Consider the following 14066-nt stretch of genomic DNA (forward strand, 5'->3'; position numbering starts at 1 on the left):
TGTTCTAAGAAAGCATTATTATTTATAAATGGCTTATATTAAATTGGGAATACAAAAGGTGTAGATTAGCATAAGGGGAAGGGGATTGGCAACAAAAAAAATAATTTTACTCCTGATAGCCCTGTCAGTAATAATATCAGGCTGCTTGAGCTCGGAAGAGGAGAAGAAGAATGGGGAAGAAGACCGGGAGGCAGGCGGCAGTTCAGGAGGCTCGCAAAGACAAAGAGAAGTAAGAACACCTGTAGGAATGCAGGAAGAAACGTGGACTCCAGAAGAGACGGAAACTGAAGGGGAAACGTGGACAACGGAAAAAACGGAAACACAGGAAGAGTTTGAAACACCGGCAGAAATGGGAACACAGGTAGAATTGGACACTCTAGAAAAAGCAGAAATTTCTGGAATACCTAATAAGCCCGAGATGGAGCAAACAGAAGTCTGGAATGGGAAAGGGGGGCAAAATGGAGCCATCCAGCCTGGCGGAACCGTACCGACGTCACACCTTGTGAGGCTTAAGAATTATCTTATGGTTCCTTCAAGCCTGAAAATTAATATCGGAGATACGGTTGTTTGGAGAAATTACCAGGAGTCCAGTGTTCTTACCCTGACCAGCCAGGAGCACCTTTTCGAGGATAAAAGGCTCGCATATGGAAATGCTCTGGAGTATACGTTCAATGAGCCAGGAAGCTACAATTTCAGTGCAAAAGGATATCCGAAAATGCAGACGACCATCACTGTAAAATAAGATCCCAAAGTATAGCAGTTTCAAATGATATATAAAACTATAGTCGAAGGCACAACAAAGGTTTCAGTTCCGGTACCGCCTCCGGATGCAACCTTCCCTCCCTCGGCAGCTCCGGTTTTTTACAATCCGGAGATGGAGCTTAACCGCGATATTAATGTTGCAGCTACGGCTGCATTTGTGGAAAGGCTTCTTGCGAAAAAAGAGCTTCTCAGGGAAGAAGTCCGTTATGTGGACGCTTTTTCAGCGTCAGGGATAAGAGGGCTTCGGATTGCAGGCGAAGTAGGGATCCATGCGACTATGAATGACTGGAGTCCTGAAGCTTTTGAACTTATAAAGGAAAATAGCAAAATTAACGGTCTTGAAGAAAATACCCTGGCTACCCGCAAGAGTGCAAATGTACTGCTTCACGAGCAAAAATACCATATTGTGGACATTGACCCTTTTGGCACTCCTGCGCCCTTCCTGGACGCAGCATCGGCCTCGGTCAGGGGTATGCTGTCGGTTACAGCAACGGATACGGCTCCCTTATGCGGGGCCCACCTGAAAGCCGGGATACGGAAATATGCATCTGTACCTCTTAACACGGAATATCACAGTGAAATGGGACTTCGAGTTCTCCTGGGAGCCTGTGCCAGAGAGCTTGCAAAGCATGAAAAAGGAATGTTGCCCTTGCTTTCCCATGTGACGCGCCACTATGTTCGCACATATCTCGAGGTTCTTCCTGGAACAAAACAGACTGACCGAACTCTAAAGTCAATGGGCTTTAGCATTCATTGTCCAAAATGCGGGTTTCGAGGGCCTGTATACGGACTTGCAGTACATATCGAAAAAGAATGCCCTGTTTGTGGGTCTTTCACACAAATTGCAGGCCCTCTATGGCTTGGGCCATTCAGGGAACAGGCATTCTGTGATGAGGTTATTTCCGAACTTGAAATGCATCCTCTAAACACAAAGGATAAAGCAAAAAAAATAATTACTTTCTGCAGGGACGAACTCGATATACCGATGTTCTATGACCAGCATGTGATCTGTAAAGAACTTGGAGCTTCTGCAACCGGAATAGAAATCTTGATAGAGGCCCTTAAGGCCCACGGATTTGAAGCATCAAGGACTCATTTCAGCGGTACTTCATTCAGAACCGATGCGCCTATTACAGAAATTAAGGAAATAATCAGGGCACTTTCATGGTGAGTTCCTCAGATAAAAATGAAATTCAGAGGTAAAAGTAAAGATTAGGGATTGGCTCGGTATTATATAAAAATATAAATCACTAAAAATCCCAGTATTACATAAACCACTAAAAAATCCCAGTATTATATAAACCACTATATAAATCACTAAAATTCTCAGTATTATATAAACCACTAAAAAATCCCAGTATTATATAAACCATTGAAGGATACTTAAAGTGCTTTGACTCAGATCCAGAAGTAACCCGCTAGAGAAATTCCAATGTGATATTATGTCCGACGAAAATCCAGAAAAGTTGTTTTTGCAGGAAAAACCCACTCGTGCGCTACTGTTTATAGGCTCAATGGGGAAAACCTATGCGTCTGTTATTTCTAAAGAGATAGACTCCACCTTTGCTCATACAACAAGGATCCTCGCGAAAATGGAACAGTGCGGACTTATACGATTCACATTTGAGGGGCGGATAAAGTTTGTCGAACTGACAGAATATGGAAGAGAGGTCGAAGCTGCTCTTAAAGATTTCAAGGATTTAATAGAAGAGAAGCCTTTGAAGGATAAGAAAGAGGAGTCCCGAGATACAGGTCCTGAAAGGGAAGAAACTGCAGAAAAGGAAGGCGCTAAAGAACCTGAACAGGCAGAAGAGCTTGACCCTCTGAGTACTGAAATTTATGAGAAAATTCAAAAACTCAGGAACAAAATCGAAAGTATCCATAAGGATGCAGTAGAGCAGGGAGATAGTAAGGATACGATTTCCCGGAAACTTGGCCCTTATAGTCGGGACATTAAAAAACTCCAGAACCAGATTGAAAGGGCAGAAAGCCCCATTAATGAGACTGTGATCTCAGCCCTGGAAGAAAGTGAAAAGCTTCTGGAAGCTTACCTCAGGAGCTGAGGAATTGTTCAGTTCCCGGTAAAAACAAAGCAGAAGAGAGAATTGGTAGGAAAAAATATGATAAAAATTGTAACCCTCCAGCATATTTACGGAAAGAACCGGGAAAGGATGGCTGGACTTTTGAAAACTCTTGTTGAGAATGAATTAAAAGACCTTGAAGTAAAATTTGAGATTTCTATTACCCCTGAAAACTGGACAGAGTTCACCCTTGAAGGCGAGGATGAGGAAGTGTCTGCGAATCTGCTGACTTCAAGATACGGGACGCCTGCAAAAAAAGCTGAACCCGGAAAGATTTACATGGGTTTTCTTCAGGCCTTCGGAGAGGAAGCTTTTCTGGTCAATATTGGGGTGCCTGTAAAAGTTGAAACCGAGGAACTGAAAGCTCTGGGCAGCGGAAAGCCAAAACAGCTTGCTTCTAGATTCGGCCTTATTCCCCATTTGCCGGTTGAGATTGAGATTATTGAAGCTAATAAGAATTTAAAAGCCCGCTTCACCAAAAAGCAGCTTGATATCTGGTGGAGCTGGATAAAGGCAGCTACTGATAGGGTAACTGTTAATGGGGCAACCCGCTCAGAAATCAAAAGTGCAATTAAAAAAACAGGCCATGGAAGGGACATTTACGAAATTGAGCGCCTGGGGCTGTTGGAACATGCAATCGTGTGCCGGGAAAAAACCGATGGGCCTGGTATAGTTGCAGCAATAGGACCTCGTCTGAAATCCGAGATGGGAGTCGTAATCGGGACTGCTCACTGATAGCTGTACTCTGACAGTGAAAATAGGATAAAGCTCGAAAAATAGGACAAAGCTCGAAAAAGAGCTGGCTTGGGAATAATTTTATAAGTCAGTCAGTTTTGAGAATACAATGCCGCTTAAAATGCGGAGTTACTAATAATAATACATATACTAATAATAATTTATATGTAATACTGTCTATGTAGTAAAGAAATTTATATTGTTATCTTAAAAAGGCAGTGTTCATGCCCTGATCCGTAACATTCGGTTTCGGTAACTCTGTACTCCTTCTCGAGCTTTCCGTTAAGAATTCCTTCAATAATGCCTTCTGTTAAGGTGCAAAAGGGTTTTCCGATTACAGGTATTGATCTGGCTTTGAAATTATCTTCAACCTGGAGAGCAGGGATGTCCACAAGTACGGTAACCCTGCATTTCCCCTGGAATTCCAGAAAATTCCCGATTTCCCTCAGGAGTTCTTCAGGCGTTTCGGATTCAAAAATGGGAGAAATAGACCTTCCTAGATCGTTTCCTATCATTTTTACAACAGGGGTATTATCAATCCCATATGCTTCAAAGCCAAAGTAAAGCGCATGGAGCAGGATTTCTGTGAAACAGAACCTGTCGTTTCCGCATGAAGGAACCTTGTCCAGTAAACTTCTGTAATTCTCAATAAAAGGCTCCTGAGAACAGCCCATGTAGCGGGAAGTGAGATAATAAATCTTTCGGCGGCGATCTCCTGGGTCAAAGTTTTCTTCCACAAGCTCGCATGACCTTAGATTGTTAAGGTGTACGGAAATAGTTGATTTGGCTTTTGCTGTAAATTTTACGATTTCATCAAACGACCTGGGTTCTTCCCTGAGCAAATTAAGGATCTGGAGTTTAACAGGACTGCCTATTGCTACCAGTCCCTTGTCATTGTAAAAAAATTCTGTTTTAGTCTCAGGTTTTGCCATAATATCTTTAGATAAGTTGCATTTAGAATATATAAATCGTTCGCACGCCCACGAATAATCTCATAGTATATATATTTACGAATTTATAAATTTTTTTGATTATATAAGTTAACTCGAAAGTGAAATATTTTGTTTGGGAAAGGAAAGTTTGATTTGGGAATAAATATTTGGGGAGAAGTATACCTTATTCAAAAAAGAGAAATATTTGATTAGGGAGAATGATTTATAAGTAGGAATATAGGTAAGCTAATTATTATATTTCTAACGAAAACAAATAGACAGCAAGTATACCATAAATACCGGATGAAATGCCGGAAAGAATTTGTTAGAAATAATAAAGAAAGAATGGAAACCGCAGATCTATTTGACTTGAGATCTTTAAAAAAAGCAAAGGGGAAAGTACATGGGATTATTCAAAAGGATGGAGACAGTATTAAAATCGAAGATGAATACAGTGCTTAACAGGATGGAAGACCCACGGGAAACGCTGGACTATTCCTATGAGAAGCAGCTCGAACTTCTCCAGAACGTAAAGAGAGGAGTTGCGGAAGTTACAAGCTCAAAAAAGCGCCTCCAGCTCCAGCGTGCAAAACTGGTTCAAAATATAGACAAGCTTGAAAGGCAGGCAAAAGATGCAGTTGCCGCTGACCGTGAGGATCTCGCAAGGCTGGCCCTAGAGAGAAAAGCAGCCCTTGCACAGCAGGTCGAAGGGATCGATAGGGAAATTGCAGAGCTTGAGAAGCAGCAAGAAAAATTGATAGCTTCGGAAAAGCGCCTTTCAACGAAAGTGGAGATTTTCAGGACTCGAAAAGAGTCGGTTAAAGCTCAGTATTCAGCTGCTGAGGCCCAGGTGAAAATAAACGAATCTGTTACCGGTATCAGCGAAGAAATGGCAGATGTAGGCCTTGCGCTCGAAAGGGCCGAAAATAAAACCGAAGAAATGAAAGCGCGGGCTGAGGCGATTGACGAACTTATGGAAGCTGGCACACTCGAAGACCTTACAGGCGGCAGGGACGAAATTGATAGGGAACTTTCAAAAATCAGTGCCCAGAGTAATGTAGAATCCGAACTCGCTAGGCTTAAGGCCGAGTCTGGAAAAGGGTCTGAAAAAGCGAAAACCGGAGAAGAAGGCACGGAAGAACGAAAGGAGGTCTGAAGTTGATAATCAGGATTATGGGTGAAGGCCAGTACAGGGCACCTGAAGCTCTCTGTGACGAACTGAACCAGATTGATAACCGGATCGTTGTTCTTGTTGAGGAAGGAAAAGTCGAGGAGTTCCGAAGCGAACTTGCCAGATTGATCTCCAAAATAAAAGAAAAAGGGGAGCCAATTGAAGCGGAAGAGCTTCTGGAATCCGACATTATCGTACCCCCTGAGGACCTAAGCCTTGAGGAAGCAAAAGACGTGTTTAAAGGCGCAGGAATCTTTGAGGATTGAAGCTGTAACCTAAGAACAATTAATAATAAGCCCTAAAAAATCTACGAACAATTAAGAACAAATCTCAGAACAAGCCCTAACAAATTAAAGAATGAATCTAAAAAAAATAATTTTTCGGCACCGATAATAAGAAATAGCAGGCCCTAAAGGCCTGCGTTCACCGAATAACCATTACTGGAATCCTTGAATGCCTTACGACCTTTTCTGCAACACTGCCAATTAGGAATTTTTTGATACCTGTAAGACCATGTGTGCCCATTACTATAAGGTCAATATTGTTTTCCTGGGCATATTCAAGGATCTCATCAGTAGGAATGCCTTTCAGGAATACGGGCTTGACTTTAACCCCGGTTTTTTCTCCCATTTTTTCCACATCGCCAATTGCAGCTTTTCCTTGATTCTTAAGATATTCTTCCAGTCCTTCGCTCCAACCTTTAACTGTTCGCGTAGCTAATGCATGCTGAGTTGAAATTACATAAAGGGCATGCACTTCAGCACAAGCCATCTTTGCAAGATTCATTCCATAAGAAGTTGCTTTTTCTGCATTTTCCGAGCCGTCGGTTGCAATCAGAATTCTTTTGAAATGACTTACTTCCGTTCTATCCGCTCCCTTTTATGATATGATAAAGGTATATATTTTATCCTTGCTTTAAAATTCATCTATTCTTATTCTAGAGTAATATACCTTAAAATTTAACTCTAATGCGTGAAATCCCCTTCTTCGCCAGCTTCCGTTGAGAACCGGCAGGTGGCAGGTGGGGGATGAAAGCCGTCAAGTTCAAAGAATACTCTTTAACAAAAATTATTTATTTTTTTAAACTCTATTACTCTCGGATGTTAAAAGCCTATAAATACCGAGTCTACCCCAACAAAGATCAGAAAAGACTTATAAAAGTACATTTTGGAGCTTGTAGATTTGTCTATAATTGGGCTTTAGAACAGAAGATTAAAACTTATGAACAATACAATAAATCCATCTCACGGTTTGACTTACAACGAATTTTAGTTCATGAAGTAAAACCTGCTAATGAATGGTTGAAAGAAGCTAATTCTCAGTCTTTGTTGGCATGTTTAGTAAACGTGGAATCAGCTTTTACCAGGTTTTTCAGGGAAAAGAAAGGATTTCCCAGGTTCAAATCTAAGAAAAATCCTGTTCAATCATATCAAATGCCACAACATTATACAGTAGATTTTGAAAAGAGTCTTGTAAAACTTCCTAAAATTGGAGAAGTTAAAGCAATTCTTCACAGGCGGTTTGAAGGCACTCTGAAAACAGCAACCATATCAAAGACCTGCACAGGAAAATACTATCTCAGTATTCTTGTTGAAGACGGAAAAGAACTCCCTGTAAAACAGGAATTCTCAGAATCTACTACAGTGGGAATAGATGTTGGTATCAAGGATTTTGCAGTTCTTTCTACAGGTGAAAAGGTTGAGAACCCTAAATACCTGAAAAATTCTCTTATCCGGTTGAAAGTTCTGCAAAAAAGAGTAAGTAGAAAAGTTAAAGGTTCTAAAAATCGAGAGAAAGCGAAACTGTTACTTTCAAAACTCCACGAAAAAATAAGCAATCAGAGAAATGATTTCCAGCATAAACTCTCTTCTAAACTTATTAGCGAGAACCAAGCTATTGCTCTGGAAACTCTGAATAAAGGGATGCAGAAGAACCACTGTCTTGCACAGGCTCTAATTGATTCTGCATGGAGTAGTTTTGTTACAAAGTTGGAGTATAAAGCAGATTGGTTCGGTAAAACTATCCTGAGAATAGGAAGATTTGAACCATCTTCTAAACTTTGTAGTGTTTGCGGATATTATAACTCTAATCTGACTCTTGATGCTAGAGAATGGGAATGTCCTGATTGTAAAACAAAACATGATAGAGACATTAATGCTGCAATCAATATCAAAAAATTCTCACTTCAAGATCAAAATCTTATAGTTATTTGACACTATTATAGTTATTTGACACCTGCAGAACGCGGGGAAGGGCCTGGGGACTTGTTCTCAAAAGAGAAAGGAATGAACCAGGAAGCTTCTCCCCCGAAACTGAACCGAAAGGCGAAGAATTAAGGGAGATGTCGTTCATATCAGATACTTTATTTAACAGCGGATAATATTTGTTCAATGTATTCTAAAGTATAATCTGAAATTTAAATGAAAGATATTTATAGGAGTGAAAAGTCCTGAGTATTTTTATTGAAATTCACGAATTAAGGTGGTAGATTTTGTCAAAAAAACGAATCTTAGTTGTCCTGCTCATTCTTGCAGCATTTCTCAGCTTTGGTTGCGCCGGTAAAGGGAGAACGAATTTATCGGTCTCAAATAATGAGACAGAAATAAACGTCAGTTTTCCTAATTCAGGCGAGGGCAGCTGGTGCCCTGTAGGTTCTCAGCTTCAGGTCAAAGACCCGACTACCGGAAAAATCCTGAGTTTGACAATTACCGGAACCGAAAAATTTGAAAACAAAACTCTCTGTAAAGCTTGTTTAGAAACCGGTACTGAAGGAAACATTTCTAGATTCGAATATATGTGGTCCGAAGATAAGAATACCACGATCTGGACAAAGTACGGCGCGGATGGAAATATCTCAATGAGATTCATCAACGTGGACGGAAAAAAGACAATAATTGATGGAGCCGGAAGGACGCTTGAGTTTGGAAACTCGGAAGAAGTTTCATCAAATCCAGTATGAAAAGGGTCAACGTTTTTCTTTTTTCTTGCTTTCCACAAAAAATGGACTTATCTCTCCCGTTTTTACCATTTTATGCTTTCACTGACTCAATATCAAAATCCAGTGATGAACATAAAATTAAAAATTACTATATTTTGTCCTAGATTCGGCAGGTTAACGCAACTAGAGATATATATTTTCATATTTCTCTCCCATGAGATTCAATATTTTTCCAGTGGATTTTTTCCATATTTTAGGAAGTTTCTCATCGATCAGTTTGTCAACTTCAAGCTCTCGGTAAACTCCAGCAATGAGACCAAGATGACCTAAAAATCTTGTACGTTTTATTGAGGGTTCAACTCTTCAACTGTTGTTTTTATCTGCCATGGAAGATCAAGAAATATGGAAATTAAAAGAAATATGGAAATTAAAAGAAATATGGAAATTAAAAGAAATATGGAAATTAATTACGAGTTTATCCCATAATTAAAAACCGCTTCTCTAAATGTCGAATCGGGAATGATCAATGGTTTTCAGATCACGGAAAATAGTTCTGAAACTTTTATCTATTAGAGGATAAAATTGGTTTTGGGATAGGTTCTATATTAACTTATATGTTTATCTGCCGAATCTAGGATAATAGAAGTAACTTACCACAAAAATGGAATTAATCTATAACGAACTCTTTGACAGTATTCTGTATAGCCTTGTAGATTTTGAGATAGAAACTTTTCTTCATCAAGAAGTCTCCAGATAATTACCAGTGTAAGGGGAATGAATATAAGTAAGCTCCACCACGATCCAAGCGCGAGAGGGGTGCCTAACATTATGATGAGACCACTCACATACAGTGGATGCCGAACTATACTATACGGTCCAGTTGTTATTACTTTTTGATTAGTGGTTACTTCAACAATTGAAGATGCAAAAGCGTTTTCTCTGAAGACAAGAAAGAGTAGAAAAAATCCTGACACTACAAGAATGTCTCCCAGAACTACAATGCAGAAAGGGATGTGCGACCAACCAAAACGATGGTCAAATGCGGAAATAACGAGAAAGGCAATAAATAATAAGATAACAAAAAAATGCGTAATCTTCTGAATTTTTTCTTTTTCAGCGCCTGGCCCCGCATTAACCCTACGAGCCAGAAGTTCAGGGTTTGTCTTCCATAAATAAAACGTAATCGTCGCTGATGATACAACGTATATAATTGAATAAACCCACGCTTGCCAAAAATTAAATGAACCTGCAGGAGCGAAAAGGAACAAAACGATGATGACAATCAGCTCTACAAAGCTAAGCAGAGTTTTTATTTTTAGACTAGAAGTGGTTTTGTCAGCAGTACTCATTCAATTAACTCTCCTCTATTGTGGAAATTACAGCTGTGGAAGTTACAGCTGGTAATCACTTTTCGGATAAGCTCTTATTTAGCAATGCGTCCTAATATGTAGCTTACAGAGAGGAAGACGGCAATAGCAAGAATGGCGTAAATTACAAAAAGCAAAAGTGAACCGTACTTACTCAGGATAGAATTTGTGTTATTTATCTGCTCGTTTGTCGGATACATAATATCTTGCTTGTCATTACTGTGATCCAACCCCAGGGCATGCCCCAATTCATGTTTTGCAATGGCGAACATTGCAGTATCAGTATATGGGACCCACTCTCCCCATTGAGAAAATCCAACTCCAAGCGTTATATCTACGCGTATAAATCGTCCATTGACACTATATGGAATGGCATCACCTGCAACTCCAGAAGGGACACCCTGTTCTTTCTGCAGGTCTTCGACCCATCTTATCCTGATATCAGCTTTTTCGGAATCTACGATTTTAAAAACAGGGGTATAGTCCAGTTTTCCATTTCCTCCTTCTTCCCAGTAATTCAGAGATTTTTGTACCTGTGTGTAATAAGTAGGACTATAATGTGGAGGAACACTTTTGTTGTCTATATACACGGTGATAGGAGAATGATCCCATGGGTGATCTAAAATTCTTGGATAATTAAACTCAGAAGCTGCCGGGGTAATGGGCAAAATAAGTGCCGTTAGCAATAGTAAAAAGAGTAATCTTACTCCGGGAATAATGTTTCGGGTAATATGAATCTGCCTCCGTATTATTAGTTAAATGATCCTGAGAACTTTAATTCGATATTATCAACAAAACACACTTAAAAGCAATTGCTGATCTACAAAGGAACTAAGAGCAATCTGCAAAGAAGAAATGTGAGACAATTGATCTGGCTTATTCTTTCTTTTTGTTTGTTAACCAATTGGATTCGCTGTTTGCAGAGATAACTTCATCCATAGTTTTCAATTGTCCTCCCTCGCTGTTTCCTTTGCTAATATGTGAACGTACTTTCATGAAGTAAGCCAGGGCTGCAATGGGCAAGGCATAGCCTATTCCGTATACCGCTAAATCTATCTCTCGCGGTTCAAAGATAACGCTCAAGAAATTAACCCCCAGTACGACAACAGTGAGCCCCACGAGGTTTAATTCTAGCTCTTCAAGATTGTTCACTTTCACCCATTCCGGTAAGGGTAGCGGCTGGATAAACAACTGGTATAGCCCAAAAGATGTAAGGAAAAGCACTGTACCGACTAAGAAGAGGTGGACAGTCTCCACAATTTCAACAATGATACTCCCTTCTGGACCTTCTTTTGACATTCCGGCAATGAGTTCTTCCATAAAGTGAATAATATCTATGCCGCCTTTAACAAATAAGACGCAAGCAGCAATCGCCAACCCTATCACTGGGATCAACACGAAAAAACGCATTCCTGCAATGAATCTTACAACTTTCATTGGCAGACTCCTTCTCGCTTTCCCCAGATGCCCACCAGGATATTTGGTTTATTTTCTTCCATTCTTAATCCCCCAATAGGATGATTAATCCGTCTTTCCACAGATCTCCACTCAAAAGTAGTATTTTTCACAATTTTTCCCCCTCAACCTTATTATCTTGCCCTTAACTTCATCCATGTTAGCAATTTTGGTTATCACCTTTGAATCAACTTTCACTTTTACTTCTGTAATTTCCCTCATCAGCACAAAAGCCCATTTCAAAGTGGGCTTTTGAGTTTGCTTTTTAACCTGATCAGGTATTGTTTCCCCTGTTTCTTTTAGCCTTTTTCTTAGCTTCCATTCCGCCACTGAGTAAACCATCAGAATTAAGACCATTACTATGGATAAAGCTTCAATTCTTTGAGGTTTTTCAAATAAACTTCTGAAACCCTAAAGCTCTTATCTTTAATGAACCTGAACTCTTTTTCCACTTTACTCTGGTTTTTGTAGTGATACAGCATCTTTTCAGCATCAAGATTAATGTCGTTGCTGGCGATTATAAACTTTCCTTGATACTCATTTTCATTCAGTGTAATTTCTTCGTTTCTGGTTGCTTCTGTACTTATAGCATAGTGAACGATATTTCCTGGTTTGAAATCAAGATCAGAAATCAACAAGTCTTTTGAAAAGTTTAGTGTTGAAGGTACACGAGTGATCCACTTCATGCCTCCTCTCATTGATTTGACGTTATTGGCAGAGTACAAAGCACTGTCAGCTATGTAATAAACATGTAGTCTCCATGAAGGATAAAATTAGTAGTTTCAGATTGGATAAGTTGAGTCCTGATGTTAACAATTTCCAGCATTTTCAGGGCAAGCTTCATGAAAAGGTGAGTAGAATCTGCTTTATATATTTCATCAAGAGTTCGCCCTAAAATATCATCAGTAAGGTAAGAAGCACTGATCCCGGTACCAAGGAGCCTTTCAACACGAGAGGGTTTCAAAGTACTGAGAATATATGTAAAGACAGTTGTCTACGAAACCAGGACAGTTGAGAATCATCGCTTTTAATACAATAGAATGAGCTAATTTGTGCTGTCCAAACTTGGGCAGCACTTCATCAATCACTTTTCCAATTTCAAGTCCATCATAAATACCAGAAACGATTCCATGATGGTCAAGAAAACTTGTTGTAACAAGCACAATGAAAATCGAAGAAAGAGAGGACATTTGTGATATTTATTTGAGTTCATCCCAAAACTTGAAATTTGCTTCTTAGGGCTTGCATTTTGAATAATCAATCAAGCTCATGATCATGAAAACAATTCTAAGAATTCCCAACGATTAAGAGTAAAGTGGCTTTTGAGATAGGCTCATTAACTAAAAAATAGATAAATTCGTCAGACATCTGCGGAAAGACAGGTAAAAAATATAGATTGGGAAGACAAAATTATAATTGCTATTGATGGTAAATGATATCCTATTATTTCTCAAATATACTCTTTTATAGGCATAAATTTATTATGATAGTAAATTCTATCCATTATTGTTTTTGTCTTGATTTTTGTCGACACAGGCGAAAGCTTAGTACTACTTAAAAACTTATTACTGTTTATCCCAATTCGTTGTCTGTCTCAGTATTGTAATATAATTGTGTTTTTGTGATGAGGACAGGTTGAGGAAGATATCTCTAGATTAGGTTCCTTCAAAGGAATTACCAGAATAAGTGCAAATTATATGGATGTTTGGAAACCGGAATGTTTCGATTTATTTAATTTGGAGAGTAGGTGCAAAAATAATGGAAATTGAAATTAAAGATCTTTCAAAGGCATACATGCCGGAAAAACCCGTGCTTTCAGGAATCAATCTCGAGTTTCGACCTCCTTCCATTGTGGGATTAATAGGGCCAAACGGGGCCGGAAAAACTACCTTTATGAAAGTTCTTGTTCGGCAGCTCCTTGCATCGACCGGGTCAATAAAAATTGACGGAACGGACATAAGCAAAAGTGAAAATTATCTCAAGAACCGGCTTGGGTACCTACCCCAGGAATTTGGCCTTTATGAGGAACTAACCGTATACCAGTTCCTGGATTATATGGCGCTTTTAAAGGGTCTAGGTCGTGAAAAAAAAGAGCGGATTGAAAGTTGCATAGAAAAAACCGGGCTCTCCGAAAAGAAAAATTCCAGAATAAGGACTCTTTCAGGGGGGCAAAAGCAAAGAGTTGGAATTGCACAGGCTCTTTTGAATGATCCCGAACTTCTTATTGTTGACGAGCCTACTGTTGGGCTTGACCCGGCTGAAAGGGTAAGGTTCCGAAATCTTCTGGCCGAAAATGCGAACCACAGGCTTGTGCTTCTCTCAACTCACATTATTGAAGACGTGGAATCGATTTGCAACCGGCTAATTGTCCTGAACAGGGGTGAAATCCTCTTTGACGGGAATCCTGTAGAACTGATTAAAAAGGCTGCGGGGCATGTAGGTGTGCTCGACTCTGACTGTGAAGCTAGTCCTGATATTGAAACGGACTGTATAGTGACTTCAAGGCTTATCACAGAAACCGGAGCCCAGTACAGAATTGTAGGAGATAAGCTTCCTTCCGGCATAAAACCCGTAACTCCTTCGCTTGAAGATGCTTATATGTATTTGATTACACAGAGCGGATGA

The 14066-nt window shown here is 39.6% G+C and carries 15 protein-coding genes and 2 pseudogenes; 9 read left to right on the plus strand and 8 right to left on the minus strand.

The genetic code is table 11. The annotated features are described in order from the left end of the window. Nucleotides 1-85 precede the first annotated feature (85 nt). The 4 genes from MSBRW_RS08020 (at nucleotide 86) to MSBRW_RS08035 (ending at nucleotide 3578) form a co-directional block, all read left to right on the plus strand. On the plus strand, nucleotides 86-742 hold the full coding sequence (locus MSBRW_RS08020) for a cupredoxin domain-containing protein (protein WP_011308147.1): 657 nt from the start codon (nucleotides 86-88) through the stop codon (nucleotides 740-742). 24 nt (nucleotides 743-766) lie between these two features. Further along, the gene (locus tag MSBRW_RS08025; protein ID WP_011308146.1) at nucleotides 767-1933 is read left to right on the plus strand and encodes a tRNA (guanine(10)-N(2))-dimethyltransferase; all 1167 of its coding nucleotides are present in this window, start codon (nucleotides 767-769) and stop codon (nucleotides 1931-1933) included. 271 nt (nucleotides 1934-2204) lie between these two features. Further along, complete coding sequence (locus MSBRW_RS08030) at nucleotides 2205-2825, plus strand: MarR family winged helix-turn-helix transcriptional regulator (protein WP_011308145.1); 621 nt, start codon at nucleotides 2205-2207, stop codon at nucleotides 2823-2825. 57 nt (nucleotides 2826-2882) lie between these two features. Continuing rightward, nucleotides 2883-3578: a DUF2110 family protein gene (locus MSBRW_RS08035; protein ID WP_011308144.1), complete on the plus strand. Its 696-nt coding sequence runs from the start codon at nucleotides 2883-2885 to the stop codon at nucleotides 3576-3578. A 194-nt stretch (nucleotides 3579-3772) separates the two neighbouring features. On the opposite strand, the gene MSBRW_RS08040 is transcribed toward MSBRW_RS08035, so the two are convergent. Beyond that, complete coding sequence (locus MSBRW_RS08040; RefSeq protein ID WP_011308143.1) at nucleotides 3773-4510, minus strand: V4R domain-containing protein; 738 nt, start codon at nucleotides 4508-4510, stop codon at nucleotides 3773-3775. A 403-nt stretch (nucleotides 4511-4913) separates the two neighbouring features. Between MSBRW_RS08040 and MSBRW_RS08045 the strand changes: the two genes are divergently transcribed. Together MSBRW_RS08045 and pspAA are read left to right on the plus strand one after the other, a co-directional pair. Next, nucleotides 4914-5666: a PspA/IM30 family protein gene (locus tag MSBRW_RS08045; protein ID WP_011308142.1), complete on the plus strand. Its 753-nt coding sequence runs from the start codon at nucleotides 4914-4916 to the stop codon at nucleotides 5664-5666. Between the two features lie 2 nt (nucleotides 5667-5668). Beyond that, nucleotides 5669-5947: a PspA-associated protein PspAA gene (gene pspAA / locus MSBRW_RS08050; RefSeq protein WP_011308141.1), complete on the plus strand. Its 279-nt coding sequence runs from the start codon at nucleotides 5669-5671 to the stop codon at nucleotides 5945-5947. Between the two features lie 157 nt (nucleotides 5948-6104). Here pspAA and MSBRW_RS08055 read toward each other — a convergent pair whose 3' ends face one another. Further along, entirely contained in the window at nucleotides 6105-6521 is a 417-nt protein-coding gene (locus MSBRW_RS08055; RefSeq protein WP_048102992.1) for a universal stress protein, read from the minus strand. Nucleotides 6522-6781: 260 nt separating this feature from the next. Between MSBRW_RS08055 and tnpB the strand changes: the two genes are divergently transcribed. Both tnpB and MSBRW_RS08070 read left to right on the plus strand, forming a co-directional pair. After that, on the plus strand, nucleotides 6782-7894 hold the full coding sequence (tnpB, locus tag MSBRW_RS08060; protein ID WP_048103455.1) for an IS200/IS605 family element RNA-guided endonuclease TnpB: 1113 nt from the start codon (nucleotides 6782-6784) through the stop codon (nucleotides 7892-7894). 278 nt (nucleotides 7895-8172) lie between these two features. After that, complete coding sequence (locus MSBRW_RS08070) at nucleotides 8173-8640, plus strand: hypothetical protein (protein WP_011308138.1); 468 nt, start codon at nucleotides 8173-8175, stop codon at nucleotides 8638-8640. 231 nt (nucleotides 8641-8871) lie between these two features. Here MSBRW_RS08070 and MSBRW_RS24235 read toward each other — a convergent pair. The 6 genes and pseudogenes from MSBRW_RS24235 to MSBRW_RS21020 form a co-directional block, all read right to left on the minus strand. Beyond that, nucleotides 8872-8967, minus strand: a pseudogene (locus tag MSBRW_RS24235) (hypothetical protein); the annotation flags it as partial. Between the two features lie 302 nt (nucleotides 8968-9269). Continuing rightward, complete coding sequence (locus MSBRW_RS08075; protein ID WP_011308137.1) at nucleotides 9270-9968, minus strand: methyltransferase family protein; 699 nt, start codon at nucleotides 9966-9968, stop codon at nucleotides 9270-9272. A 74-nt stretch (nucleotides 9969-10042) separates the two neighbouring features. Continuing rightward, nucleotides 10043-10654 (minus strand): matrixin family metalloprotease, encoded by a 612-nt coding sequence (locus tag MSBRW_RS08080; protein WP_230670020.1) that lies wholly within the window; start codon nucleotides 10652-10654, stop codon nucleotides 10043-10045. Between the two features lie 208 nt (nucleotides 10655-10862). Beyond that, nucleotides 10863-11423, minus strand: a complete 561-nt coding sequence (locus tag MSBRW_RS08085; RefSeq protein WP_011308135.1) for a YqhA family protein — start codon at nucleotides 11421-11423, stop codon at nucleotides 10863-10865. Further along, the gene (locus tag MSBRW_RS23835) at nucleotides 11420-11554 is read right to left on the minus strand and encodes a hypothetical protein (RefSeq protein WP_268990293.1); all 135 of its coding nucleotides are present in this window, start codon (nucleotides 11552-11554) and stop codon (nucleotides 11420-11422) included. Before MSBRW_RS23835 ends, MSBRW_RS08085 begins: the two co-directional genes overlap by 4 nt. Further along, nucleotides 11535-12631: pseudogene (locus tag MSBRW_RS21020) on the minus strand (IS1634 family transposase). Before MSBRW_RS21020 ends, MSBRW_RS23835 begins: the two are co-directional and overlap by 20 nt. Before the next feature lie 568 nt (nucleotides 12632-13199). Here MSBRW_RS21020 and MSBRW_RS08105 point away from each other — a divergent pair. Continuing rightward, entirely contained in the window at nucleotides 13200-14066 is an 867-nt protein-coding gene (locus tag MSBRW_RS08105; protein WP_048103454.1) for an ABC transporter ATP-binding protein, read from the plus strand.

Source organism: Methanosarcina barkeri str. Wiesmoor, assembly GCF_000969985.1.
GTDB classification, from domain to species: Archaea; Halobacteriota; Methanosarcinia; order Methanosarcinales; family Methanosarcinaceae; genus Methanosarcina; species Methanosarcina barkeri_B.